This window comes from Stenotrophomonas sp. Steno-Z1 (assembly GCF_056393175.1).
This window is the reverse complement of record NZ_JBWJPB010000002.1, coordinates 557454-581990: the sequence shown is the minus strand read 5'-3', so window position 1 is coordinate 581990 and position 24537 is coordinate 557454. Positions and strand designations below refer to the sequence as shown.

The 24537-nt window shown below is 68.2% G+C and carries 17 protein-coding genes, 6 tRNA genes and 1 pseudogene; 4 read left to right on the top strand and 20 right to left on the bottom strand.

Annotated elements, in window-relative coordinates; genetic code table 11:
• Window positions 1-108: 108 nt before the first annotated feature.
• The 3 genes from AC06FD_RS09380 to AC06FD_RS09370 all read right to left on the bottom strand — a co-directional run bounded on the left by AC06FD_RS09380 (window position 109) and on the right by AC06FD_RS09370 (window position 554).
• Window positions 109-182, bottom strand: a tRNA-Cys gene (locus AC06FD_RS09380).
• 74 nt (window positions 183-256) lie between these two features.
• Window positions 257-332 (bottom strand) — tRNA-Gly (locus AC06FD_RS09375).
• Between the two features lie 146 nt (window positions 333-478).
• Window positions 479-554 (bottom strand) — tRNA-Gly (locus AC06FD_RS09370).
• Between the two features lie 173 nt (window positions 555-727).
• On the opposite strand from AC06FD_RS09370, the gene AC06FD_RS09365 reads away from it, so the two are divergent.
• The gene (locus AC06FD_RS09365) at window positions 728-1237 is read left to right on the top strand and encodes a hypothetical protein (protein ID WP_478077621.1); all 510 of its coding nucleotides are present in this window, start codon (window positions 728-730) and stop codon (window positions 1235-1237) included.
• A gap of 25 nt (window positions 1238-1262) precedes the next feature.
• On the opposite strand, the gene AC06FD_RS09360 is transcribed toward AC06FD_RS09365, so the two are convergent.
• Window positions 1263-2375 (bottom strand): NAD(P)/FAD-dependent oxidoreductase, encoded by a 1113-nt coding sequence (locus AC06FD_RS09360; RefSeq protein WP_478077620.1) that lies wholly within the window; start codon window positions 2373-2375, stop codon window positions 1263-1265.
• Window positions 2376-2675: 300 nt separating this feature from the next.
• Between AC06FD_RS09360 and AC06FD_RS09355 the strand changes: the two genes are divergently transcribed.
• A complete protein-coding gene (locus AC06FD_RS09355) occupies window positions 2676-3191 on the top strand; it encodes a hypothetical protein (protein ID WP_394164667.1) in 516 nt (171 codons plus the stop codon).
• A 101-nt stretch (window positions 3192-3292) separates the two neighbouring features.
• Here AC06FD_RS09355 and AC06FD_RS09350 read toward each other — a convergent pair.
• The 10 genes and pseudogenes from AC06FD_RS09350 to AC06FD_RS09305 form a co-directional block, all read right to left on the bottom strand.
• Window positions 3293-3368: transfer RNA gene (locus AC06FD_RS09350), tRNA-Gly, on the bottom strand.
• 46 nt (window positions 3369-3414) lie between these two features.
• On the bottom strand, window positions 3415-4038 hold the full coding sequence (gene pgsA / locus AC06FD_RS09345) for a CDP-diacylglycerol--glycerol-3-phosphate 3-phosphatidyltransferase (RefSeq protein ID WP_259204466.1): 624 nt from the start codon (window positions 4036-4038) through the stop codon (window positions 3415-3417).
• Between the two features lie 9 nt (window positions 4039-4047).
• Window positions 4048-5895, bottom strand: coding sequence for an excinuclease ABC subunit UvrC (gene uvrC / locus AC06FD_RS09340; RefSeq protein ID WP_259204464.1), 1848 nt, complete (start codon window positions 5893-5895; stop codon window positions 4048-4050).
• The gene (locus tag AC06FD_RS09335; RefSeq protein ID WP_259204462.1) at window positions 5892-7301 is read right to left on the bottom strand and encodes a hypothetical protein; all 1410 of its coding nucleotides are present in this window, start codon (window positions 7299-7301) and stop codon (window positions 5892-5894) included. Before AC06FD_RS09335 ends, uvrC begins: the two co-directional genes overlap by 4 nt.
• A gap of 96 nt (window positions 7302-7397) precedes the next feature.
• Window positions 7398-8171 carry a 3-deoxy-manno-octulosonate cytidylyltransferase gene (gene kdsB / locus AC06FD_RS09330; RefSeq protein WP_478077619.1) on the bottom strand — a complete coding sequence of 258 codons (774 nt, stop codon included), beginning with the start codon at window positions 8169-8171 and terminating at the stop codon, window positions 7398-7400.
• A 52-nt stretch (window positions 8172-8223) separates the two neighbouring features.
• Window positions 8224-9246 (bottom strand): tetraacyldisaccharide 4'-kinase, encoded by a 1023-nt coding sequence (gene lpxK, locus AC06FD_RS09325; protein ID WP_259204450.1) that lies wholly within the window; start codon window positions 9244-9246, stop codon window positions 8224-8226.
• A complete protein-coding gene (msbA, locus tag AC06FD_RS09320; RefSeq protein WP_259204446.1) occupies window positions 9246-10994 on the bottom strand; it encodes a lipid A export permease/ATP-binding protein MsbA in 1749 nt (582 codons plus the stop codon). The genes lpxK and msbA overlap by 1 nt, the downstream gene beginning before the upstream one ends.
• Window positions 10991-11413, bottom strand: a complete 423-nt coding sequence (locus AC06FD_RS09315) for an ExbD/TolR family protein (protein WP_478077618.1) — start codon at window positions 11411-11413, stop codon at window positions 10991-10993. Before AC06FD_RS09315 ends, msbA begins: the two co-directional genes overlap by 4 nt.
• A gap of 3 nt (window positions 11414-11416) precedes the next feature.
• Window positions 11417-12088, bottom strand: a complete 672-nt coding sequence (locus AC06FD_RS09310) for a MotA/TolQ/ExbB proton channel family protein (RefSeq protein WP_259204428.1) — start codon at window positions 12086-12088, stop codon at window positions 11417-11419.
• Window positions 11982-14479, bottom strand: a pseudogene (locus AC06FD_RS09305) (DNA internalization-related competence protein ComEC/Rec2). Before AC06FD_RS09305 ends, AC06FD_RS09310 begins: the two are co-directional and overlap by 107 nt.
• Window positions 14480-14792: 313 nt before the next feature.
• Between AC06FD_RS09305 and AC06FD_RS09300 the strand changes: the two are divergent.
• Entirely contained in the window at window positions 14793-16385 is a 1593-nt protein-coding gene (locus tag AC06FD_RS09300; protein WP_478077617.1) for an MASE1 domain-containing protein, read from the top strand.
• Here the strand turns inward: AC06FD_RS09300 and AC06FD_RS09295 are convergent.
• From AC06FD_RS09295 to uvrB, 3 genes are all read right to left on the bottom strand, one after another.
• The gene (locus AC06FD_RS09295) at window positions 16328-16798 is read right to left on the bottom strand and encodes a hypothetical protein (RefSeq protein WP_259204409.1); all 471 of its coding nucleotides are present in this window, start codon (window positions 16796-16798) and stop codon (window positions 16328-16330) included. The genes AC06FD_RS09300 and AC06FD_RS09295 overlap by 58 nt on opposite strands.
• A gap of 361 nt (window positions 16799-17159) precedes the next feature.
• A tRNA-Val gene (locus AC06FD_RS09290) sits at window positions 17160-17234 on the bottom strand.
• A gap of 108 nt (window positions 17235-17342) precedes the next feature.
• A complete protein-coding gene (gene uvrB / locus AC06FD_RS09285) occupies window positions 17343-19367 on the bottom strand; it encodes an excinuclease ABC subunit UvrB (protein WP_478077616.1) in 2025 nt (674 codons plus the stop codon).
• Window positions 19368-19517: 150 nt separating this feature from the next.
• Here uvrB and AC06FD_RS09280 point away from each other — a divergent pair, with 150 nt between their 5' ends.
• Window positions 19518-20069, top strand: coding sequence for a GspH/FimT family protein (locus AC06FD_RS09280; RefSeq protein WP_394164673.1), 552 nt, complete (start codon window positions 19518-19520; stop codon window positions 20067-20069).
• 66 nt (window positions 20070-20135) lie between these two features.
• Here AC06FD_RS09280 and AC06FD_RS09275 read toward each other — a convergent pair.
• From AC06FD_RS09275 to AC06FD_RS09265, 3 genes are all read right to left on the bottom strand, one after another.
• A tRNA-Asn gene (locus AC06FD_RS09275) sits at window positions 20136-20212 on the bottom strand.
• An 81-nt stretch (window positions 20213-20293) separates the two neighbouring features.
• Complete coding sequence (locus tag AC06FD_RS09270; RefSeq protein ID WP_394164674.1) at window positions 20294-20716, bottom strand: type IV pilin protein; 423 nt, start codon at window positions 20714-20716, stop codon at window positions 20294-20296.
• 18 nt (window positions 20717-20734) lie between these two features.
• The gene (locus AC06FD_RS09265; protein WP_478077615.1) at window positions 20735-24535 is read right to left on the bottom strand and encodes a pilus assembly protein; all 3801 of its coding nucleotides are present in this window, start codon (window positions 24533-24535) and stop codon (window positions 20735-20737) included.
• Window positions 24536-24537 lie beyond the last annotated feature (2 nt).

Here is a 24537-nt window from a genome sequence, read left to right as displayed (position 1 = left end):
ATAACCAGTGGCACTAAGGGGAGGCCCCCCGCCCCCGCGAAAGCAGGCATTCCTAACCGGCTGAAAAACCATCAGACACAAAAAAGCCCTGAAGATTCAGGGCTTTAATGGAGGCCTGGACGGGAATCGAACCCATCTCAACGGATTTGCAGTCCGGTGCATAACCACTCTGCCACCAGGCCGGTGACCTTACCGCTTACCCGGGTAATCATACCCCGATAAAACAAGACCCCGAGAACGGGGCCTGGTCTGGATGTGGAGCGGGAAACGAGACTCGAACTCGCGACCTCAACCTTGGCAAGGTTGCGCTCTACCAACTGAGCTATTCCCGCAAAATCAGGCGCGTATCTTACCGAAACCGCAGGTAACACACCAGCCTTTTCACACTTTATTTCACATGCCGACCGGGCGTGCCGATCAGGATGCCCGCGTGCCACCGCGGAGAAAAACAAGGCCCCTGAGGGGCCCTGTCGAAATCTGGAGCGGGAAACGAGACTCGAACTCGCGACCTCAACCTTGGCAAGGTTGCGCTCTACCAACTGAGCTATTCCCGCAGACTTTCGCTTGCCCCGACCGCACCGCACCGTGAGGCGCTGGAGGCTGTCGGCCCATCGACCTGCGTCGAAGGAGCGCTATTGTGTCGGGATTCCTTCACGCCGTCAACAGCCTTGTTCACGAAAAAGGAGCGGCGCGGGAGCCGCCTGCTGCGGCGATCGATTGCACGTAGTTGCATTCCAACGCACGAAGACGCGGGCTAAAACAAGGCACCATCCCCGCCGCTTCACGCCTCCACATGACAACCTCCCTGTCCCGCTCCTCCTGGATAGCGGCAATACTGGTCTGGGCCATTGTCGCCGCCGTATACATCCACGCCGGTTTCCAGCCGGACCATGGACGGCCGCGCTTGATCGACGGTATCGAACCGCCCTACCCGATCAGGGCCGTCAGCGTGCTTTGCGTGGTATCCGCCATCGAGATCGCCATGGTCTGCGCCATGGTGCGGCCCTGGCGCAGCCATCGTCGCTGGCGACGCCTGCTGCTCACTACCGTGCTGATGCTGGCCTGGAGTGTCTACTGGGTCCTGATTGCGATGCACCAGCCACCGGCACAGGGCGCGCATCTTCTGTGGCTGCTTGCCCTGGATGCGTGCCTGCTGATCGCCATGTTCGCGGACGTTGCCGTGTCCCTGTTCAAGCGCCTGTACCGCTGGCGAGCAGCGCGGCGCACGGCGGTGTGACACGGCCTCGGGCCATCCCCCTCCGCTACCCGCCCACCCGCATGCCACGCCGATGGAAGTAGACCTGCTCTGCCGTCCGCCGCATGGCGGCGGACTGCAGGAGCAGGTTGAGCGGCCAGTCCATCTGCAGGTGATCCATCGCCCAGCGCATCAGGCGCTTGCGACGAAACGTGGGGGCGGCCTGCCGGGCGACGGCTTCCGCCGCCGCCCCCTTGCCCCGCAGGTGCAACCCCTCCGCATCGCCGACGGCCCATCCATGGCGCCACGAGGAATGGATGCCGCCGGCCGACAGCGGCGAAACGATTCCCGCCGCATCGCCCGTGAGGATCACCCCGGGCGCGGTGATCGGTCCATCCGGCAGCCCGCACGGCACCAGCCCGGCACGCGTGGCGCTGGGCCGGGCGGAGGTCGGCAGGCCGACCACGCTGCGCACGTGCTGCAGGAAACCGTCCAGGTCCGGCTGCCGTGCGTTGGCCGGATCGTGGCGCAGTGCCAGGCCCACCTGCACGCCCGTCGGGTTCTGCGCGACCCAGCCGATGTAGCCCGGCGCGAAGCGCTTGCTGGCAAAACAGTGCAGCGCGCCGGCTTCGGCAAGCTGCACGCCGGCAAATTCCTGTTCCACACCGTAGAGGGTGTCCCGCACCCGGCCCAGGCCGGTGCGCTTGGCCACGCGCGAAGTCGCGCCATCGGCGCCGATCAGGTAACGCGTCCGCCCGGCCCCCTCCACCCGCCAGCCGTCGCCGTCACGCTGCGCCTGGGTGAACGCCTGGCCCAGCCGCAGGTCCACGCCATTGCCGCGCAATTCGGCTGACAGCCAGCGCAGCAGGTTGGGGGTGTCGGTGGTCATGAAGTAGTACCCGGGCGCAGCCAGCAGCACGCTGCGCAGGTTCGGCGCGTACAGACGCACGCGCTCCACGCGCTGCAGCAGCGCTGCGGGCGCGCGGCCGAGCCAGGTCTGTTCGATCGCCTCCTTCACGATGATGCCGGTGGTATGCAGGCGCGCCCCGGGGTCGGTCTTGCGCTCGAGCACGCACACGCGCAGCCCGTACTGCGCGGCGGCCAACGCGCAGGCCGCGCCGGCGAAGCTGGCACCCACCACCACCAGGTCCCAGTCGTAGGGCGATGCAACGCTCTCCATCGGGCGACTCTCCTCTGCCTGTCCAGGCGCGCAGGATCACGGGCGCCGGCGGAGACGCCATGAAGTGCCGGTGAAGCGGGTATGAAGCGGCATGGCGGATCACCATCGCGCGTGCTGCATGGGACAATCGACGACATGAACACCGGCCTGGACACCATCGTTACCGCACCGGCTGCGATGCGCCCGACACGCGCTGGCCGCTTCAGCCGGGTACTGCGATGCGTGCGCGCGACGATGCGGGGGGTCGCCGTTGCCGTTGTACTACCGGCGACGGCGACGGCGGCGCCTGCCCCGATCAGCGTGCCCCTGACAGATGGCAGCGGCGCACGCCTGCACATCGACAGCGTCCACGGCAGCGCACAGCTGCTGGCGGCCTCCGCAGCGATCCCGCTGCGGATGAACAGCACCTTGCGTGATGCGCTGTCCCGCTCGGACACGGCACTCGTGCTGGGCCGTCACCGCGGCGCGGCCGAACCGGACAACAGCCTGCTGCTGTTCATCAGCGCGCCGTCGCGCCCCGCCGCGCCGATGGGCTATTGCGGCGCCGGGCAGGAAGACGGGTTGCTGTTGCTGGCGGTGCGCGATGGCGCATTGGTGGCGCTGGACGTCATGATGTTGCAGAGCTGCCTGCACTCGATCGCACAGGCCGTGGACCTGGCCGATCCTGCCACCGCCTTCCGTCCCGTGCCAGCGCCCTGGCTGGTGAGCTTTGCCGCCATGCAGGAGGACACCGCCGTGCAGCGCTGCGTCGGCATCCGCGATGAACGGCTGACCGTCCAGGACGATTGCACGGCCGCGCCGCTGGCTGCGCCCTGATCGGTACGGCGCGCGGCACGCCGCGCAAACGAAAAAAGCGACCTTGCGGTCGCTTTTTCGTTTGGCTTCCATGCCGATCAATTGACTGGAAAACCGGTATCTGGAGCGGGAAACGAGACTCGAACTCGCGACCTCAACCTTGGCAAGGTTGCGCTCTACCAACTGAGCTATTCCCGCTTGGGAGGCGAAATTCTACAACCAAATGCGCAGGTGTCAACAGCCCTCAGCCATTCTTTTTCGCCCGTGCGTTTTCCCGTGCCGCACGTTCGTCCTCACGCAGGCTCGGCCATGCCGCATGCAGGTACTGCAGACCGGAGAACAGGGTGAGGATCGAGGCGATCGCCAGGGTCCAGTCGCCGATGTGGAAGACCTGCACGCCCATCCAGATGTCCTGCATCGGGGTATGCGGTGCCACCGAATACAGCAGGCACAGCAGCGCCACCATCTGCGCGGTGGTCTTGATCTTGCCGATCAGCGCCACCCGCACCTTGGCGCGCTGGCCGATTTCGGCCATCCATTCGCGCAGCGCGGAAACGGCGATTTCACGCCCGACGATCACCGCCGCCCAGACGGCCATCCATGCGGTCGGATGGCCCTGCACGATCAGGAACAGCGCGACGGCCACCATCAGCTTGTCGGCCACCGGGTCCAGGAACGCACCGAACGCGGACGCCAGGTTGTAGCGGCGCGCGATCCAGCCATCCAGCCAATCGGTGATGGCGGCCAGGCCGAAGATCGCCGCGGAGGCGAAATTGGTCCATTTGTAGGGGAGGTAGAACACCAGTACCAGCACCGGGATCATCACGATCCGCAGCAGGGTGAGCCAGGTGGGGAGGGTCAACTTCATCGCATCTCTCTACTCGCCCGCCGCGTCGGGCGTGGGCAGTCCATGAAGGTTAGCGTAGATGCGTGCAGCGAGGGCGTCATTGATGCCCTCCACTTTCGCGATTTCCGCTTCGCCGGCGGCCTTGAGCCCGACCAGGCCGCCGAAATGCTTGAGCAGGCTGGCGCGACGGCGCGGGCCGATGCCGGCGATGTCTTCCAGCTTGCTGGTCATGCGCGCCTTCTGGCGACGCCCACGGTGGCCGGTGATGGCGAACCGGTGGGCCTCGTCACGCACCTGCTGGATGAACTGCAGGGCCGGCGACGCCGCCCCGGGCCGCAGTTCGCGGCCGTCAGGCAGCACCAGCGCCTCGTGCCCCGCCCGCCGCTCCACGCCCTTGGCCACGCCCACCAGCATCACCCCTTCCACGCCCAGGTCGGCCAGCGCCGCCTGGGCCTGGCCGAGCTGGCCGGCACCGCCGTCGATCAGCAGCAGGTCCGGCAGCACGCCGTCTTCTTCCACCGCGCGGCGGAAGCGGCGCTCGATGGCCTGGCGCATCGCGGCGTAGTCGTCGCCCGGCTCGATGCCGCTGATGTTGAAGCGGCGGTACTGGCTGCGCACCGGGCCGCTGGCATCGAACACCACGCACGAGGCCACGGTGGCCTCGCCCATGGTGTGGCTGATATCGAAGCACTCCACCCGCTTGACCTGTTCGGCCAGCCCCAGCATCTGCCGCAGGTCCTCACTGCGCGCATGCTGGGCGCTGCGGCTGCTCAGTTCGCTGACCAGGGTGATCTGCGCATTGCGGCTGGCCAGCTCCACATAGCCGGCACGCTCGCCGCGCACGTTCCATTTCAGCTGCACCTTGACCTCGGCCGAGGCCGACAGCGCCGATTCGATCAGGCTGGCATCGGGGATCTCGCGATCGAGCAGGATCTCGCGCGGCGGCGAATGCTCGGCGTAGTACTGCGAGACGAACGCGGCCAGCACTTCCTCGGCGCTTTCCTCGCCGTTGGTGCGCGGGTAGAACGGCCGCGTGCCCATGTTGCGGCCATCACGGAAGGCCAGCAGCATCACGCAGGCGTTGGCGCCCTGGGTAGCGCAGGCCAGCACGTCCAGGTCGGCGGCGCGGCCGTCCACGTACTGGCGGGTCTGCATGCTGCGCAGCGCGGTGATCAGGTCGCGCAGGCGCGCGGCCTGCTCGAACTCCAGCGCTTCGCTGGCCGCCTGCATCTGGGTGCCCAGCTCGCGGCCGAGCTGGTCGCTCTTGCCCTCCAGGAACATCGAGGCGCGTCGCACCGACTCGGCGTAGTCGCCGGCCGGCACCAGGTCCACGCAGGGCGCGCTGCAACGGCCGATCTGGTACTGCAGGCACGGCCGGGTGCGGTTGCGGAACACGCTGTCCTCGCAGCTGCGCAGTTTGAACAGCTTGTGCATCAGGTTGAGCGTGTCGCGCACCGCGGTCACGCCGGGATACGGGCCGAAGTAGCGCCCCGGCACCGCGCGCGGGCCGCGATGCAGCGCGATGCGCGGCCACTCCTCGCGGGTGAGCAGCACGTGCGGATAGGTCTTGTCGTCGCGCAGGGACACGTTGTAGCGCGGCGACAGCGACTTGATCAGCTGGTTTTCCAGCAGCAGCGCCTCGGCCTCCGAGCGGGTCACGGTCACGTCCATGCGCGCGACCTGCGACAGCATCGACATGATCCGCGTGGTCTTGGGCGTGCCGTTGAAGTAACTGCCCACGCGATTGCGCAGCGCGCGCGCCTTGCCGACGTACAGCAGGCTGTCGTCGGCGGCGTACATGCGGTAGACGCCGGGCGCGGTACTCAGGTGGGCCGCGAATGCCTTGCCATCGAAGGCCGGAGCGGTGGACACGGTCATTCGCTGATCGGGACGTCGCTCAGTACGCCGCTGACCGGATCGAAACGCAGCACGGCGTGGGCGTCGGTTTCGGCGATCCACACCGCGCCACCGCCCAGGGCCAGGCCGGCCGGCCCATGCAGGCGGCGCGGCAGTTCCAGCGTGCTCAGTTCACCGCCGCCCAGGCGCAAGGTGCGCAAGCGCCCGTTGCCCGCATCGGCGATCCACAGCAGGGGGGCGTCCGGGCTCAGGGCGATCGCCTGCGGGTGCTGCAACTGCGCCAGCGCGCGCGGGCCATCCTGTTCGCCGAACGACCACAGGCCCTGCCCGACCAGGGTCTGGACAAGGTCGCCGCGCAGCTGCATCGCCCGGATCGACGAGCCCAGCGCATCGCAGACGTACAGCACCTGCTGCACGGCGGCGACCGAGGCCGGCTGCGCGAACGCGGCCAGGTGGCCGCTGCCGTCGCGCTCCTCGATGGCCCCGGAACCGGCGCGCCAGTTCAAGGTGCGCTGGCCGAGGTGGTAACTCCAGATGCGGTTGTCGCCGGCCATGGCGATATGGATCTGGTTGTCGGCCACGGCCAGCCCTTGCGGGTGGTTCAGCGGTACCCGCCGCGGTTGCTCGACCACGCCCTCGATGGGCTCGCCGGGGCGACCGGTGCCGCACAGGGTGTCGACCTGGCCGGTCAGCAGATGGATGCGACGCAGCGCATGGTTGCCGGTGTCGGCCACGTACAGCGCATCGCGCTCGAGGGCCAGGCCCTGCGGCCGGTTGAACGCGGCTTCGCCCGGGCCACCGTCCATGAAGTCGGCGGTGCCCAGGCCGAACTGGCGCAGCACGCGGCCGCCATGACTGCACTCGAGCACCCGGTGGTGGCCGCTGTCGGCGATGTACAGGCGTTCGGTCGTGGCGACCAGGCCCACCGGGAACCGCAACGGCAGGCGCGGCTCGGGATGCAGCTCGCGCGCCGGCTCGGCGTCGGCCGGGCGGCTGCTGTCCTCGCACAGCGCGGTGAGCGCGCGTTCCAGCTCCCCGCCGAACCCGACCAGGCGATCGCGTTCGCGGCCCTGCGCATCCAGCAGTACCAGCGTCGGCCAGGCGGTGATGTTGAAACGGCGCCAGCCATCCCAGTCGGCATCGAGCAGCGCCGGCGCGGTCAGGCCCTGCCGCCGCAACAGCTTGAGCGCCTGCTCCGGCTCGCGCTCGCAATCGAAGCGCGGCACCTGCAGGACCAGCAGCTGGAGCTTGCCGGGGTTGCGCGACTGCCATTGGCCCAGTTCGGCCAGGCGCTGCGCGCACCATACCGAGGCGGCATTGACGAAGGCCAGCACCACCGGCCGACCACGCAGTTCGGTCAGGGTGGTGGGCGTGGCGTTGAGCCACGTGGCGAATTCGGGCAGGTCCTGGACAGGCTGTACGTTCATGCCCCGATTATGCCGGAGTCGGCGTCATGCAATCGTCGTGCCGGCGCCAAAATCGCGGCGGGCATTGTCATCGCCTATCCGGACCCCTGCCCCGGCTCAGGACTGCGCCGCCAGCCAGGCGTCGGCGCGGGCCAGGTCCTCGGGAGTATCGATGCCCGGGGGGAACGCGGCCGGGGTCAGGGCCACGCTGATCCGATGGCCCGCCTCCAGCGCGCGCAGCTGCTCCAGCGACTCCAGCTGCTCCAGCGCGCCCGGCGGCAACGCCGCAAACTGGCGCAGGAAGCCGGCACGATAGCCGTAGATGCCGATATGGCGCAGCCAGTGCGGCCCGGACAACTGCTCGCGCGAGCGCGCGAAGGCGTCGCGGTGCCACGGGATCGGCGCCCGGCTGAAGTACAACGCGTCCAGGTTCTGCTTGCGCACCACCTTGACCACGTTCGGGTCGAACAGGCTCTCGGCGTCGTCCACGGGCGTGGCCAAGGTAGACATCTCCGCACCGCTGCAGACCAGCGCCTCGGCCACCGCGACGATGCCCTCGGCCGGCGCGAAGGGCTCGTCGCCCTGCAGGTTGACCACCACGGTGTCGTCGCTCCAGCCCGCCTGGGCGGCACATTCGGCCAGGCGATCGGTACCCGAGGCGTGGTCGGGCGAGGTCATCGCCACGCGCACGCTCTGCAGCCCCTGCAGGGCGTCGGCGATGCGCACGTCATCGGTGGCGACCCACACCTCGCGTGCCCCGGCCAGCAACGCACGCCGGGCGACGCGCAGCACCAGCGGTTCACCGCCGAGCAGGCGCAGCGGCTTGCCGGGCAGGCGCGAGGCCGCGAAACGGGCCGGGATGGCGACGACGAAATCGACGGATGGGCTCATGCGCAAAACTCTCGGCAGTGAAGCAGGAAATACAGGGCGGCTGGCGCGGCCATCAACGCTTGCCGAGTTTGTCCAACCGGTCCAGCAGGTTGATCCAGAACGCGGCCGGCAGGTCGGCGGCCAGCGGCACGGCGAAATGCCATTCGTTGGCGAACACCTTGCACTTCACCGCGTCCTTCTCGGTCATCAGCACCGGCAGCTCGCTGCCGAAGCGCAGGTCCGACTGCTGGTAGGCGTGATGGTCGGGGAAGGCGTGCGGTACGACACCGATGCCTTGCGCGCGCAGCATGTCGAAGAAGCGCTGCGGATGGGCGATGCCGGCCACCGCATGCACGCGCTGGCCGCGGAAATGCGCGAGTTTGCGAGCCCGCCCTCCGCTGAGCGGCTGGGCACTGTCGATGCGCAGCTGCATCGCCCACTCGCCAAACCCGCACGCCGGCTGCGCGCCCACGCCATCGCTGGCCTGGCCCAGGTTGACCACGCGGAAATCGCAGTCGTTGGCCCGGCTGGCCGGTTCGCGCAGCGGTCCGGCCGGGATCATCCGGCCGTTGCCGTAGCGGCGCTGGGCGTCGACCACTTCGATCTCGATGTCGCGCGCCAGCCGATAATGCTGCAGGCCGTCGTCGCAGACGATGATGTCGCACCCCGCCTCGACCAGCGCCTTGCCGGCCGCCACGCGGTCGGCGTCCACGCGCACCGGCACGCCGGTCTTCCAGGCGATCAGCACCGGCTCGTCGCCGCCGAGGGCGGTGGACGTGCCTGCCTCCACCCAGCGCGCCACGCCCGGCTCCTCACGACCGTAGCCGCGGCTGGCCACGCCCGGCTTCCAGCCGGCCTCGCGCAGGCGATCGACCAGGGCGATGGTCAGCGGCGTCTTGCCGGTGCCACCGGCGGTGACGTTGCCGACCACGATCACCGGCACCGGCAACGCATGCCGCTTCAGCCAGCGCCGCCGGTACAGCAGCCGACGCAATGCGATCGCGGCGCCATACACCGGCGCCAGCAGGCGCGCCGCGAACGGGATCGCGCTGCCGTCGTACCAGTACGACGGCGTGGAGGTGCCCTTGGCCGCCATCAAGGCTGCCTTTCGCGGAACTGCATCTTGTGCAGGTGCTCGTACAGGCCGCCCAGTGCCAGCAGCTCCTGGTGGGTGCCCCGCTCGACGATGCGACCGTGGTCCATCACCAGCACCTGGTCGGCGTGCTCGATGGTTGACAGGCGGTGCGCGATCACCAACGTGGTGCGCTCGGGCATCAGCCGTTGCAGCGCATCCTGCACCAGCCGTTCGGACTCGTTGTCGAGCGCGGCGGTGGCTTCGTCCAGGATCAGGATCGGGGCGTCGCGCAGGATCGCCCGGGCGATCGCCAGGCGCTGGCGCTGGCCACCGGACAGCAGCGCGCCGTTTTCGCCGACCGGCGTCTGCAACTGCTGCGGCATGCGTTCGATGAACTCCCACGCGTTGGCGGCCTCGGCTGCCGCGCGGATCTGTTCCTCGCTGGCGTCCATGCCGTAGGCGATGTTGGCGCCGACGGTATCGTCGAACAGGATCACCTTCTGCCCGACCATCGCCACCTGGCGACGCAGGTCGGCCAAGGGGTAGTCGTCCAGCGCCACGCCATCGAGGGTGATGCGGCCACCGCTGGGCTCATAGAAGCGCGGCACCAGCCGGATCAGGCTGGTCTTGCCGCTGCCGGAGCGGCCGACGATCGCAGTCACCGTGCCGGGCCGGGCGACGAAACTGATGTCATCCAGCGCCACGCCGGTGTCTTCGCGATACCGCAGCATCACGTGCTCGAAACTGAGTTCGCCACGCGATCGGCCGATCTTCTGCACGCCCTGGTCGCGCTCGACCGGCATGTCCAGGATCGAGAACAGGCGCTCGGCCGCAGACACGCCGCGCGCGATGGACGACTGCACGCTGGTCAGGCGGCGCAGCGAGGGAATGATCGCGGTCATCGAGATCATCAGGCCCATGAACTGGCCGGCATTCAGGCGGCCGGCCAGGGCCTCGCGGGTGGAGACCCACACGATCACCGCCAGCGCCAGCGCGGCCAGGAACTGGACCACGCTGGAGGCCGCCGCACGGGTGGTTTCCACTTTCATGTTCAGGCCGAGCATGCGGTTGGCCAGGCGCGCGTAGCGCGAGATTTCATGCGCCTGGGTGCCGTGGACCTTCACTTCCTGCTGTGCGGCCAGCGACTGCTCGGCAGTCTGCGCCATGCTGCCCATGCCGTCCTGGATGCCGCGGCTGATACGCCGGTAGCGCTTGCCCACGAACGACACGATGACGCCGATCAGCGGCACCACCACCAGCATCGCCACGGTCACCTTGACGCTCATCTGCAGCATCACCACCAGCATGGCGATGATGGTCAGGGTGTCGGCGACCAGGGTCTTGAGCGCGTCGGCACTGGCCTGGGTGACCTGCTCGGTGTCGAAGTTCAACCGGCTGACCATCACCGGGGTGGACTCGGCGTCGAAATGCGAGGACGGCAGGTGCAGGTATTTTTCCAGCACCTGCTCGCGCAGGTCGCGGACCACGCTGCGGCCGGTGCGTGCCAGCGCGTAATCACTGACGAACGTGGCCGCGCTGCGGGCCACGAACAGGCCCAGGATGGTCAACGGCAGGATCACCGCCATGCGCGGCTCGGGGTTGACGAAGCCGCGGTTGACCAGCGGCTCCATCAGCTTGCTGAAGTGGTAGCCGGCCAACGCCTCGACCACCATGCCGATCACCGCGGCCACCATGAACACCCAGTAGGCGTTGGTGTAGCCCAGCAGGCGCTTGTAGATCGGCCAGACCGGCGCGTGTTTCTTACTCATGGACCCACCTCCGGCGCGGTAGCGATGGCGATGCGGCGGAAGCCGAGCTGGCCCAGGGCATCCTGGGCGGTGACAACGGCCTGGTACGGGGTGCGCGCATCGGCGCGCAGCAGCACGGTCTGCTCGCGGTCGCTGCCGGCGACGGCGGCGATGGTCTGCTTGACCGCTTCGACGTCGGTGCGCAGCACTTCCTGGTCGTTGATGAAGTAGCGCCCCTCGGCGTTGACCAGCACGCTCAGCGACCGCGGCGGCTCGCTGTTCTCCTGCTGGCTGGCGGTCGGCAGCTGCAGTTGCAGCGTGGAGCGCGCGTCGAACGTGGTGGTGACCACGAAGAAGATGATCAGCACGAGGATCACGTCGATCAGGGGGACCAGATCGATGTGCGGCTCGTCCTGGACCCGGTCATTGCGGATACGCATCCGTCAGCCCTTGGCCGTGACGGGTGCCGCCGGCGCGGCAGCGGGCGCGCGGGCGCCGGTGTTCATCACCCCGGGGCGACCGTCGAGCGCGTCGAGCAGTGCGCTGGCCTCCTGCTCCATCTCGATCACATAGCCGCCGATACGGCCCTTGAAATAGCGGTGGAACATCAGCGCCGGGATCGCCACGATCATGCCGGTGGCGGTGCAGACCAGCGCCTTGCCGATGCCGCCGGCGAGCTGGTTCACGTCGCCCACGCCGTGGTCGAGGATGCCCAGGAACATCTGGATCATGCCGACCACCGTGCCCAGCAGGCCCAGCAGCGGCCCGGCCGAGGCGATCGTGCCCAGGGCGTTCAGGAAGCGCTCCATGCGGTGCACCAGGTGCCGACCGGCATCCTCGATGCGCTCGCGGATCTGGTCACGCGGCCGATTGCGCGCTTCGAGGGCGACCGCCAGCAGCGCGCCCAGCGGCGAGTTGGCCCGCAGCGACTGGATGTGGCTGGGATCGAGCTTGCCGCGCGCGGCCCAGTTGCGCACTTCCTGGCCCAGCCCGGGAGGCAGGACTTCGTTACGCCGCAAGGTCCAGAAACGCTCCAGGACGATCGCCAAAGCCAGTACGCCCAACAGCAGCAGCGGCACCATCGGCCAGCCACCGGCCTTGACCAGTTCCCACACGTTTCAACCCTCCGGCCCATCGGCCGCCTGTTTGACCGCCGATAGAATAGCAGCCGACCGGCTCCGCTCCGCGGCATCCCACCAACGCGGCTGAAAAACCCGCTGTTCACGCACCTGCAGGCCTTCACGCCCCAGCCAGGCACGCAGCGCGCCGCTGTCGCCGGTGTTGAGTACCTCGGCGCCGGCCGCCTGCCACCGCGCCACCACGTCCGCGCGCGGATGCCCGAAGCGATTGCCGTGCCCGGCCGACACCAGCGCCAGCTGCGGCGACGCCGCCCGCACCCACGCCGCGCTGGACGAGCCGGCGCTGCCGTGGTGGGGCACCACCACCAGCGCCGCACGCAGCGCCTGCCGGTCCGCTGCCAGCAACCGCTGCTCGCTGCCCCGGCCGATGTCGCCGGTCAGCAGGATCGCACCGTGGGGCGTGGCGATGCGCAGCACGCAACTGCTCTCGTTGCCCGCGTAGCGCGCCCCGGGGGCAGGATGCAGCACGCTGAACGTCACCCCGTCCCACTGCCAGCGCTGCCCCGCCGCACAGGGCACGTCGATACCGGCCAGCGCCCCGCGCGGTGCATGCAGCGGTGGGTGGCCGAGCGCCGCCTGCACCGCCGGCGCGCCGCCGGCATGGTCGGCATCGCCGTGGCTGAGCAGGATCCAGTCCAACCCGTCCTCACCCAGTGCGTGCAAGGTCGGCACCACCACCCGCTCACCGGCATCGAATCGCCCGGCTGTCGCAGGCCCGGCGTCATACAGCAGGCGATGGGAGCGGGTCCGCACCCAGATGGCCAGCCCCTGCCCGACGTCCATCACCAGCAGCTCGACCTCGCCCTCGCCCGGCCGCTGCTGCGCCGGCCACAGCAACGGCAGGCACAGCACCGCGGCGGGCAATCGGCCGGCCACCCCGCGCGGCAACAGCAGCCAGGCCACGCCGCACAGGGCCGCCGCCAGTGCCCCGGCGCCGGCATGAGGCAGCCACCACAGCGCCCAAGGTGCCTGCGCCAGGTGCCCAAACAACCACCAGCTGGCCTGGAAGCACCAGGCCGCCAGCTGCCACGGCCAGCGCCCCGCCCCGTCCATCAGCGCCTCCAGCACCGTGCCCAGCAACGCCAGCGGCACCACCACCAGGCTCCACCAGGGGATGGCCAGCAGGTTGACCAGCGGACCGGCGCGCGAGGCCTGGCCAAACAGCGCCACCGTCAAGGGCAACAGCGCCAGGGTGGCCACCCCCTGGGCGGCCAGGAAGGTCCGCAGCCAGTGTTGCCTGCGCCCGGGCAGGCACCAGACCAGCCACAGTACCCCGCCAAAGCTGAGCCAGAATCCCGGCGCCAGCACGGCCAGTGGATCCAACGCGAGCATGACCAGCGCGGCCAGGGCCAGCGCTTGCCCGATCGTGCACGGGCGACGGGCGCAGTGCGCGCCGGCCACCACTGCGATCATCAGGACGGTGCGCACCGTGGGCAAGGCGAAACCAGCCACGCCAGCGTAGAGGGCCGCCCCCAGGACGGCGGCGGTGGCGGCTGCCAACGGGCGCGGCCAGCCCCGGGCCAAGGCCGGCCAGCATCGCCAGAGCGCGGCCCCCAGCCACGCGGCGCAGCCGGCCACCAGCCCGACATGGAAGCCGGAGATCGCCACCAGATGGGTCAGGCCAAGCGCGCGCAACGCGTCCCAGTCCGACGGCGCCAGCCCTCGCGTATCGCCCAGCGCCAGCGCCTGGATGAAGCGTGCGCCGTCGCCATCCACCTGGGTCGCGATGGCCGTCGCCATGCGCTCGCGCCACGCAGGCAGGCCATGCGCTGCGCGCAGCTGGCGCGCGCTGTGTGGCGCGCGCACCTGCCCGGTGCCGGCCACGCGCTGCAGCACCGCATGCTGCTCGGCGTCGAAGCCGCCGGGATTGCGCAGGCCGCGTGGGGCGCGCAGGCGCGCCTGGAACTGCCAGTGGGCGCCGGCCATCACCTGCCGCCGCGCCGAGGTGGCGCTTCGCGGCGGGTCGTACCAGCCCAGCGACACGTCCCGCCCCCGCAGCGCCGCCGGCATGGCCGGCGTGGTATCGATCCGGAGCGTAAAGCGGGTACTGCCCGCGCGATGCTCCGGCAGACTGACCACCCGGCCCTGCAGCATCACGTCCACCGGTGGGCGGCCGGCCGGCAGTTGCCGGTCCAGCACCAGACCGCCCTGCCATACGACATGGCCCGCACCCAGCAACAGCACCGCGCAGCACCGTCCGCGCCACGGCCAGACCCAGCCTGCCATGCCCGCGGCGATCAGCAGCAGCGCGATCCACGGCGCTGGAAGCACGGGGGCGAAGGCGGCCGCGCACGCCCCCACCACCGCCCCGGCGGCACAGGCTTTGCCGAACAGCGGGTGTATCGGACGGGGAGCAATGCCGGCCATGGCGGCGCGATCCGCCTCCTTGCATCAGGACGAACGGGCATGCTCGGCGCCTCGCCTCACCCACGCCATCGGCGACGTCGCCGCCATCGGGTGGGCGCTTCCCGCGCATGCCCCGGATCGGCAGATGGCGACCCGCTGCTCACGCCGGATCGGACAAAATCTGTGATGCCGATCAAATCACCGAGCACACCCACTGCAACCGACGTCGCGTGAAGGCGCATCGACAGCGTTGCATCACGGTGCATTCGCCGATAGTGTCCGATCTGCATCCGGCGTGGAGGTGGATGCACCACCCACGCAAACGGAGGTATCCGTGCAGTTGAGCTGGTTGAAAAAGGAGTTTCACCTCAATCTGCGGATTCATCCGGCCGGGGTGCTGTTGGCGATCGCCTACGCCCTCGCCTATGCCGTGGCACGCGGCTCATCGGTCGACCAGATGTACCTGCCCGCCGGCATCCGCGTGGCGGCGCTGCTGCTGTGTCCGCCACGCTGGTGGCTCTATCTCGTGTTTGGCGAGTACGCCTACTTTGCGTACGCACGCGTCCCGATGGTCGGTACGTACGGCGTTGCCTGGGTCGTGATCGCCTCGGCGGTGCTGATGCCCGCGGTGGCCCTGATCATGCACGCGCACCGGCACAGGCTGGCGCAGAACGAAGCGTGGCTGCTGTCGGTGGCCGCCCTGTCGGCGCTGGTCGTCTCCTCGCTCAACCAGGGCCTGGCGTACCTGCTGATGCCCACGCTGCACGAGGCCGTCTCCTGGACGGGCGTGCTGCGCTACATGGTGGGCGACTATCTGGGCATCCTGATGTTCGCGCCACTCGCCCTGCTGTGGCGGCATCGCCACGTGTCGTTCGCGGCCACCCCGCGCTGGCGCATTGCCGTGGTGGCGGCCCTGTCGGCGATCGTCACCCTGGGCCTGCTTGCGGCCCACCTGCCCGATACCGGCGAGATGGCGCTGGCCAAGAACAGCCTCCGTATCGCCATGATGCTGCCTGCCGTGGCCCTGACCTGCCTGTATGGCTGGCGCGGGGCGGCGGTGAGTTTTGCCGCGGTCAACCTGACCCTGGCGCTGACCATGGAGATGACCGGGCGGCCCGGCTCATTCGACGCTACCGCCTTTGTGGCCCAGCAGATTCTGGCCGTGACCGGCACCGCGTTGCTGATGCTGGGCTCCACCATCTCCCATCATTACCACCGCTTCGCATCGCGCGAAAAGCTGCGCGGCCAGGCGGAGTCCTTCGCGCGCACCGGTCACCTGGCCAGCGAACAGGAGCGCCGCGAACGCGCCGTGCAGATGAAGCTCATCGGCGAGGACATCGACCAGTCTTTCCTGCGCGCCGCAGCGCTGCTCAAGCAGCGGGGCGAGCATGCTTCGGCGCTGGACATGCTCACGGCAAGCCAGGCGCAGTCGCGCCTGTTCCGCGAGCAGATCAGCATGGTCTATCCGACCGAGATCGAGTATTCGGGCCTGTTCGTCGCGCTGCGTTCCGGCGGCCTGGCCGGGCTGTGGGAACTGACCTACCGGGTTGCGCGGCCGCGACTGGATGGCGACCCGTGCCAGCTCAGCCTGGGCTTGCAGCTGGCGGCCTACCGCAGCCTGGCCGACGCGGTCGGCGTACTGCTGGATAATGAAACCGGCTACCTGCAGGTACGCGCCCGTTGCGGACGGCGCAGTGGCGTGGCGGGGATCGTGATGACGGTATCGCTGCTGGACGGCAGGCGCCATCTGGGTACCGCGACGGTCCAGCGCGCACAGCAGATCCTGGCGGGGCGCACGCTGGCTTACGGCGGCAGCGCGAGCTGCCGCCGTAACCGTATCCGGCTGTTGCTGATCGACGTGCCGCAGGCTTACCGCGAACCGTCCGGCGCCTCTATGGACCAGATCACGCCACCGGCCGTGCTGTAGGCCACCAGCCACAGCTGCGGCTTGCGGTACACCACTTCCCGCGCAGCGCCTGCCGGAATGGCCAGGTTGCTGCCCGGCAACGAAACCCGGTCCGCATCCACGCCACCGGGCAACGTCCAGAACGTATCGCCGATGTTGCCGACGATGGCCCGCACCGTGCCGGCCTGGTCATTGACCTGCAGATACCAGACGCCATCGCGCTTGAACTCGTACGCACGCCAGTTCGATACCTGGCTGAGGTTGAGCGCCAGCGGCGCGGTTTCACCCAGACCCTTTGCCGCGATCTGACTGCCATGCGGATCAGAGGAGCAGCACGGCCCGGCCGCGCGTGCTTCCTGGATCGAGCCAGTACCGGCAAGCGTCATCCCGCCTGCCACGACCATCATCAACGTCAGCCCTTTGAGCGTCGCCATTTCGTCTCCTTCCCACGGTCAGGTTATCCATCCATTTTCCGATGCAAAGGCATTCCCTCCATCGGCGCGAAGACGCTATCACACCGGTCAGGGGGCGGTCCCGTGTCGAGGTTGCCCGCGGACGCCGGGACGCCCGGGCCTGGCCTGCATCGATGCACGGACGCAGGCATCTGCCGCCGCCGCAGCAGACGGAGGCGATGCGAAACGAATCGATCAAAAGTGTCGCGATCGGCGAAAAACGCGATACCGGCCAGACCGCAGGGCCGGCCGCAGGCGGACATGCGCGGCCCGGAAAAAACAAAAAGGCCAGCACGATGGCTGGCCTTCTTCGTTTCCACCCGCACCTCGCTGGAGGTCGGAGTGGTGGGCGGTACAGGGTTCGAACCTGTGACCCCTACCATGTCAAGGTAGTGCTCTACCGCTGAGCTAACCGCCCGTTTTTACTGCCCTGCCCGGTTGCGATTGCGTCGGGGCAGGCCGCGTATATTACGGACGTCCCCCGGGAAGCGCAACACTTTTGTGAAGATATTTCACAACGAACGGTTCAGCCCAGGCTGGCCTCCTTCAGCTGCCGGATCTGGTCGCGCACGTGGGCGGCGTCCTCGAATTCCAGGTCGCGCGCGTGCTGGTACATCTTCTGCTCCAGCGCCTGCAGGCGCTTGGCGATCTGGGCCGGTTCCAGGGCCCGGTAATCCACCGCCTCCTCGGCCACCCGGCCACCCCGCCCCTTGCCCTTGCCGCGCGACTCCTTTTCGGCCGCCTCCGAACGCGCGCCTTCCAGCACGTCGGTGATCGGACGCAGGACCGACTTGGGCGTGATGCCGTGCAGGGTGTTGTATTCGACCTGCTTGGCACGGCGGCGGTCGGTCTCGTCGATCGCTGCCTGCATCGACCGCGTCATCTTGTCCGCGTATAGGATCGCCTTGCCACGCAGGTTGCGCGCGGCACGGCCGATGGTCTGGATCAGCGAGCCGGTGGAGCGCAGGAAGCCTTCCTTGTCCGCATCCAGGATCGCCACCAGCGACACCTCGGGCATGTCCAGGCCTTCGCGCAGCAGGTTGATGCCGACCAGCACGTCGAATTTGCCCAGGCGCAGGTCGCGGATGATCTCCACGCGCTCGACGGTGTCGATGTCCGAGTGCAGGTAACGCACGCGGATGCCGTGTTCGGTGAGATATTCGGTGAGGTTCTCGGCCATGCGCTTGGTCAGCGTGGTGACCAGCACGCGGTCGCCGAGCTTGATGCGTTCGTTGACCTCGCTCATCAGGTCATCGACCTGGGTACCGACCGGACGGATCTCGACGACCGGATCGATCAGGCCGGTCGGACGCACCACCAACTCGGTGATCTCATCGCCGGCCTCGCGCAGCTCATACGGGCCCGGGGTTGCGGACACGTAGATGCTGCGCGGGCAGCGCGCCTCCCACTCCTCGAAGCGCAGCGGGCGGTTGTCCAGCGCCGATGGCAGGCGGAAACCGAACTCGACCAGGGTTTCCTTGCGCGAGCGGTCGCCCTTGAACATCGCGCCGATCTGCGGAATGGTCACGTGCGATTCGTCGATCACCAGCAGCGCGTCGGGGGGCAGGTAGTCGAACAGGGTCGGCGGCGGCTCGCCCGGCGCCTTGCCGGTGAGGTGCCGGGAGTAGTTCTCGATGCCGTTGCAGAACCCCACTTCGGCCATCATTTCCAGGTCGAACTGGGTGCGCTGGGCCAGACGCTGCGCTTCGACCAGCTTGTTCTGCTCGTACAGCTGCTCCAGCCGCGGCTTGAGCTCGGCCTTGATGGTTTCCACCGCGGCCAGCACCCGCTCGCGGGTGGTGGCGTAGTGGGTCTTGGGGTAGACCGTGTAGCGCATCAGCTTGCGCAGGCTCTCGCCGGTCAGCGGATCGAACATGCTGATCTGCTCGACCTCGCCATCGAACAGCTCGATGCGCACCGCCTCGCTGTCCGACTCGGCCGGGAACACGTCGATCACCTCGCCGCGCACGCGGAAGGTGCCGCGATGCAGCTCGTACTCGTTGCGCGTGTATTGCAGCTGGGTGAGGTGGTTGATCAGGTCGCGCTGGTCGATGCGCTCGCCAGTGGACAGGATCAGGCGCAGCGACAGGTAATCTTCCGGCGCGCCCAGGCCATAGATCGCCGAGACGGTGGCCACCACGATCGCGTCCGGGCGCGACAGCAGGGTCTTGGTCGCGGCCAGCCGCATCTGCTCGATGTGCTCGTTGATCGAACTGTCCTTCTCGATGAAGGTGTCCGACGAGGGCACATAGGCTTCGGGCTGGTAATAATCGTAGTAACTGACGAAGTATTCCACCGCGTTGTGCGGGAAGAACGACTTGAACTCGCCATACAGCTGCGCGGCCAGGGTCTTGTTCGGCGCCATGATCAGCGTCGGCTTCTGCACCTGCTGGATGACGTTGGCGATGGTGTAGGTCTTGCCCGACCCGGTCACGCCCAGCAGCGTCTGCTTGGCGATGCCGGCCTCGAAATTGGCCGTGAGCTTCTCGATCGCCGCCGGCTGGTCGCCGGCCGGTGAATACGGAGAGACAAGTTCGAAGCGATCGCTCATGGTGCCGCCAATTCCCGGGCCCTCCAGTATACCGGGGGCCATGGTGACGGCTGGCTGAGGGGCTGGCCTACCCGGGGGCGCGGCGCGCGCCGATGGGGCTGGGCGGGCCGCCGCTGCAGGCTGGGGGTCCTGGCCCCTGCTGGTGCGACCATGCCCCTGCCACCCCCGCGCGCCGCGCCGCCCCGCCTGCACGGCTGGACCCTGATCGAAACGATGGTGACGCTGCTGGTCCTGGCGCTGCTGTGCGCGGTCGCCCTGCCCGATGTGCGGGCGTTGCTGGACCGCCAGCGCGCTGCCAGCGCGCGCCACCTGCTCAGCACCGACCTTGCCTTCGCACGGCTCTCGGCCCTGCAGCGCCACGAAGAGGTCAGTGTCTGCGCCAGCGCGGACGGACGCCACTGCACCGATGTCGACAGCTGGGGACACGGCTGGATCGTCTACGTCGCGGGGCCGCGCGCGACCACGCCGGCGGCGGCCGGCGACATCCTGCGCCAGCAGCGGTGGCAGCCCCCGGCCGGCTGGCGGATCGTCAGCAGTGCCGGCCGCGGTCGCCTGCGTTATCTGCGCGACGGGCGCGCCTACGGCACCAATCTCTCGCTGCGGATCTGCCGCGATGATCGGCTGCTGGGCCGGGTGGTGGTGAACAACAGTGGTCGCGTGCGCTCGGAAGTACACGATGCGCCCGGCGGCTGTCCGCGCTGAACCGCGCGCCGCGCCGCCGCTGGAGGACAACAAAAAAGCCGCGATTTCTCGCGGCTTTTTCAGATCTGGCGCCCGAAGTTGGACTCGAACCAACGACCCCCTGATTAACAGTCAAGTGCTCTAACCGGCTGAGCTATTCGGGCGGGGAGGCGCATTGTAAAGGTGGTTTTGCCGAAGGGCAACACCCTGTGCGCATCCTGCCGCCCTGCCCCGCTACGCCGGGCCTACCAGCACTCGGACAGCTCGCCGGTGCTGCTGGTCTTGCGGTTGGCCTGGTCCACGCTCAGGGTGCCGCACTTGTCCTTGGCCTGCTCGCCGTCGGGTGTGGCGGTGATCGAGAAACTGGACCCGTCACCCTCGAACACCAGGTTGTAGCGGACCACACCCCCTTCGCGCGGCGACACCTCGACCGGCAGCGCGAAGTTGGCGTAGGTGTTGTTGACCGAGTGGTAACGCTCCGCACGCTGCGCGTACTCGACCATGTCCGCCTTGACCACGCCACGCCGGGTCTTGAGCACGTGCTGCTGGTAGGACGGATAGGCCACGGCCGCCAGGACCGCGATGACCAGCACCACGATCATCAACTCGATCAGGGTGAAACCCGCGCTGCCGGCCTTGTTCCGTAGGGTGTTGCTGTTGTTCATCATGTCCAGGCTTCCGCAGCGTTATTGGATCTGGCGCCAGGATTGGCGACCACACGGATACGGCAGGTACATCGGTTCTGCACCGGCCACGTTGACCACCATCCAGCAGGCACGGTCGTTGGGACCGCCACCGGCGGCCAGTCGCGGCACCACGGCCACACTGACGTCCTTCACCGGTGCGGTACCGCCGGTGTTCAGGCTGGTTGCCGCCGTGCCGCTGCCGTACGGATCGCCGCCTGGCGAGCCGATGCGGGCCTGGTCCAGCGCGGCGACGCCGCTGACCGGATTGAGCCCGAACAGCCAGTTGGAGCCCTCCGTGGAGCAGCCTTCCGCGCCGTTGTTGGGCAGGTAGGTTGGCAGGAAGACCACCCCGGCCGCCACCGCGGGATTGCCGACGAAGCGCTCGCCCAGGCCCGGCAGGAGCACGGTCCAGCCGTAGGCGGTGCCGCCGGTGAACGATGCCGCCTCGATCGAACGCTTGGTGCCGCCGGTATCGGTGGTGACGGTGTAGCTGACCAGGTTGGACGGCGTGATGGTGCTGGTCGGCTGGCCGGCACTGATGTCGTTGACACCATAGAGCGCCTGCTGCGCCGTGTCCTGCGGGTCGTTGCTGAAGGAGAAGCTGCCGGTACCGAACAACAGCATCACCCCGCCACCCGGACCGGTCACGGTGGTCATGCCGCCGGTGATCGGCTGGCGGTACACCTGGCCGCTGTTGCCGTCGGTCTGGCGCGCGGTGGTGAACACCGGCACGGTGACGCTGTTGCTGGAATCTTCCAGGTCGAACTTCCACAGTGCACCGCGCTGATCGGCCGCGTACACGGTGTCGGCGAGTCCGTCACGCCCGCGCACGCTCTCCTGGCCGACCGGCGGGTTGGCCGCCGGATTGGCGCGCAGGCGATCGAGGACGACGATGTTGCCCAGGCCGTTGGTGCCGGCTGGCGCCGTGTTGGAGGCCTCGGTGGCGGTGATCATGCGGACCGCGCCATCGGCCATGTCGACCACGAACAACACGGCCTTGCCGTCGGCGCTGTTGTAGCCGTTGCCGAAGATGGCCTTCCAGGCCACGTCGGTGCCGGACTTCACCGGCACGATGACCGGCTTGCCCAGCACATGGCCGATGTTGGCACGGACGTCGTCCGCGAGCCGGGTGTTGACGTCACTGATTTCCCACAGGCGATTGGTGGTCCCGAACGTCGACGGCGTGGTCACGTCCAGGCCGAACACGGCCCGGCCGCCGGCGCCCGCGGTGCCCACCAGCGCGGTCGCCCAACTGCCACTCAACTGCACGTCGGCCACGGTGATCGGACCATCCACGTAGTAGCGGTGGCGGAACTTCTGGTCGTTCTTGTTGGCGGCTTTGTACGGATACAGCAGGTTGCCCATGTGGCCGAGCGCGGTGCCGGGAATATAGGCGAAGGTCTCGGTGCCCCCGGCCCCGTCGGTGGTGCCATCGCCGCTCATCCCGCCATCGAAGGCATGCAGCATGCCGTCGTTGGCGCCCACGTAGACCATGTAACGGCCGTCCTCGCGCTTGCTGGCCAGGTATTCCGCGTAGGAGGTGGCGAAGTCGGTGCTGATGCGCTGGTAGCCGTAGTCGTCGCGCGGCGAACTGATCACCGGGCTGGAGTTGACGATATCGCCCAGCACCGTGCTGCGGAAGCGGTAGATGCCGTTGGTCTTGCCGACTTCGCGCGAGCGGTCGCCGCGCAGGTAGGCCATCGCGGTGGCGATGTCACCGCCCAGCCCTTCGATCTCCGCACCGCTGCACAGCACCATGTCCGGGTACAGGTTACCGGGCTTGGTGCACAGGTCGTTGAAGGCGATATTGCTGTTGGTGAAGTTGACCGCGTTTTCGCCCTTGGTCGCGACGATGTTGCGGGCCGTCTGCGTCCCCATCTTGGCCGCCGCTTCCCACGCCGTGGTGTACTCGGCGACGCGGGTGTCATCGTTGACCGTCAGCGTCGAGGCGGTCAGGCGGCTGAACCAGTCGGTCTCCTGGTTGGCGACCTCGAAGGTCGGGGTGACCGACAGCGTGCCGGTACCGATGCGCGAGCCGGTCAGTGCCAGGCTGCCGGATGGGGCCGCGCCGGCGGTCACCGACGACAGCACCCGGCGCATGGCCGCGGTGATGTCGGCCGGCGTGCGTGCGTTGATGTACTCGCCGCGGGTATTGGTGGCCGCGTGCCAGATGTCGTCGACCGTACTGCGGTTGTCATTCTGCCGCGACGGCCAGTTGTTGTAGATCGCCGGCGTGGTGTACGGATTCTGCGGATTGTTGGGGTCGTACAGATTGCCGCGCGCGCCCAGGGTGATGCCGTAGAAGTTGATATGCAGGTCTTTGTTGCAATCCAGCGACAGATCGGTGTTGCCCGTGCCGCAGGCCTGCGGGACCGGCACCTGGCCGCGCGGCATGTTGTCGTCGGTACGCAGTGGGTTGAGGTAGTACTGCGACACGATATCGGCCATCGTGTTGCTGTGGCCGTCCTTGAACGGCGCGGTCATCGCGCCATCGATGTTGCCCACGGTCGGACCATCATTGTTGCTGTAGCCGTCGGTGAACAGCATCACCGCGTTCTTCTGGCAGGACAGGCGTACCGGTGCGTTTGCGTCGGTGCGCTGGAACTGCAGGCCGGCGGCATTCACCGCCTGGCGATTGGGCGTGCCACCGCTGGCGGTCAGCGCGATCATCTTCTTGTAGAGCGCGATCTTGTCTGCCGGCGTGCCCATGTTCTGGATCGCCAGCCGCTTGCCGCTGTCGGTGGAGCTGTCGTAGGAGCCGTTGTCGTTGATCTTGAAGTAGCCCACGTACATGTTGTTCACGTCCATGGCGCGGGTCATGCCGGCGATCATGGCGCGGTTGCGGTTGCCGTAGTACGAGAACCAGTTCGCGAAGTTCTGCAAGGCCGCCGTGTTGCCGCTGGCGATCGTGTACTTCCACATGTGGCAATTGGTGCCACACGCGTCGTTGATCTTCTCGCGGGTCACGCCGCTGTAGACAGTCGCATCGCCCGCCATCGCCGGGCGCGGGTCGTTGGTGCCCGTCCAGGGCATGTAGAACGTCGACGGGGTGTACTCCACCAGCGCATAGGCGGAACCGCTGTTCCAGGTGACGCCGTTCCTGTTGGTGTTGAGATTGCCAACCGTGTAGCGATTGCCATTCACCGTGATCGGGTAGTACTGCGTGCCGGCCGGAATCTTCATTCCGTTCTGCATGCGCACCGCATCGGTCGCGGTGGAACTCAGGTACTTGGCCGTCAGATCCAGCGTCGCGGTCTGCCGAGGGTCGATCTTGGTCTTGCCCGTCGCCGCGTTACCATAAGAGGCAATGGTCTCCCTGCCACCGGTCGTGAACACGCCCAGCCATGGCTCGTACTTCACCGAGGGGTCGAAATAGGTCGGGTTGTAGGCGGCCGATCGCGCGAATCCATAGGCATCCAGTGCCGGCAGGCCGAAGTAGGTCATGCCGATGCGCGGACCGGGCGCTACGTAGAAATAACTGCACTCACCCTGCGTCGAGCCACTGCTGTTCTTGATCGTATCCGGCGTGTTCAGCGCACCGTTGGCGGTGAAGAAGCTCTCCCGCGTGCTGCTCCAGCACGCGGTACCGTCCTGCCCCGGGAACTGGGTCTGGAAGGTCATCGAGCCGGAGTCATCCACGGCCATGATGAAGGACGGGGTGGCCGACACCTTCACGTTCATTGGAATCTGCGACAACGTGCCCTGCGCCTGCGCGGCGAACAGCGAATAGGCCAGCCAGCCTGCGCCTGCCACCAGCAGCAGGCCCGAGCCAGTGACGATCTTGGTCTTCCGGGTGAGCATGA

Excerpts from the sequence above, each read along its gene's own strand:
- pgsA (WP_259204466.1), bottom strand. The coding sequence starts at position 4,038 with ATGAAGTTGACCCTCCCCACCTGGCTCACCCTGCTGCGGATCGTGATG.
- AC06FD_RS09295 (WP_259204409.1), bottom strand. The coding sequence starts at position 16,798 with ATGGCGACGCTCAAAGGGCTGACGTTGATGATGGTCGTGGCAGGCGGG.
- lpxK (WP_259204450.1), bottom strand. The coding sequence starts at position 9,246 with ATGGCGGCCAAGGGCACCTCCACGCCGTCGTACTGGTACGACGGCAGC.
- AC06FD_RS09265 (WP_478077615.1), bottom strand. The coding sequence starts at position 24,535 with ATGCTCACCCGGAAGACCAAGATCGTCACTGGCTCGGGCCTGCTGCTG.
- uvrC (WP_259204464.1), bottom strand. The coding sequence starts at position 5,895 with ATGACCGTGTCCACCGCTCCGGCCTTCGATGGCAAGGCATTCGCGGCC.
- AC06FD_RS09270 (WP_394164674.1), bottom strand. The coding sequence starts at position 20,716 with ATGATGAACAACAGCAACACCCTACGGAACAAGGCCGGCAGCGCGGGT.
- msbA (WP_259204446.1), bottom strand. The coding sequence starts at position 10,994 with ATGAGTAAGAAACACGCGCCGGTCTGGCCGATCTACAAGCGCCTGCTG.
- AC06FD_RS09335 (WP_259204462.1), bottom strand. The coding sequence starts at position 7,301 with ATGAACGTACAGCCTGTCCAGGACCTGCCCGAATTCGCCACGTGGCTC.
- AC06FD_RS09280 (WP_394164673.1), top strand. The coding sequence starts at position 19,518 with ATGCCCCTGCCACCCCCGCGCGCCGCGCCGCCCCGCCTGCACGGCTGG.
- AC06FD_RS09315 (WP_478077618.1), bottom strand. The coding sequence starts at position 11,413 with ATGCGTATCCGCAATGACCGGGTCCAGGACGAGCCGCACATCGATCTG.
- kdsB (WP_478077619.1), bottom strand. The coding sequence starts at position 8,171 with ATGAGCCCATCCGTCGATTTCGTCGTCGCCATCCCGGCCCGTTTCGCG.
- uvrB (WP_478077616.1), bottom strand. The coding sequence starts at position 19,367 with ATGAGCGATCGCTTCGAACTTGTCTCTCCGTATTCACCGGCCGGCGAC.
- AC06FD_RS09360 (WP_478077620.1), bottom strand. The coding sequence starts at position 2,375 with ATGGAGAGCGTTGCATCGCCCTACGACTGGGACCTGGTGGTGGTGGGT.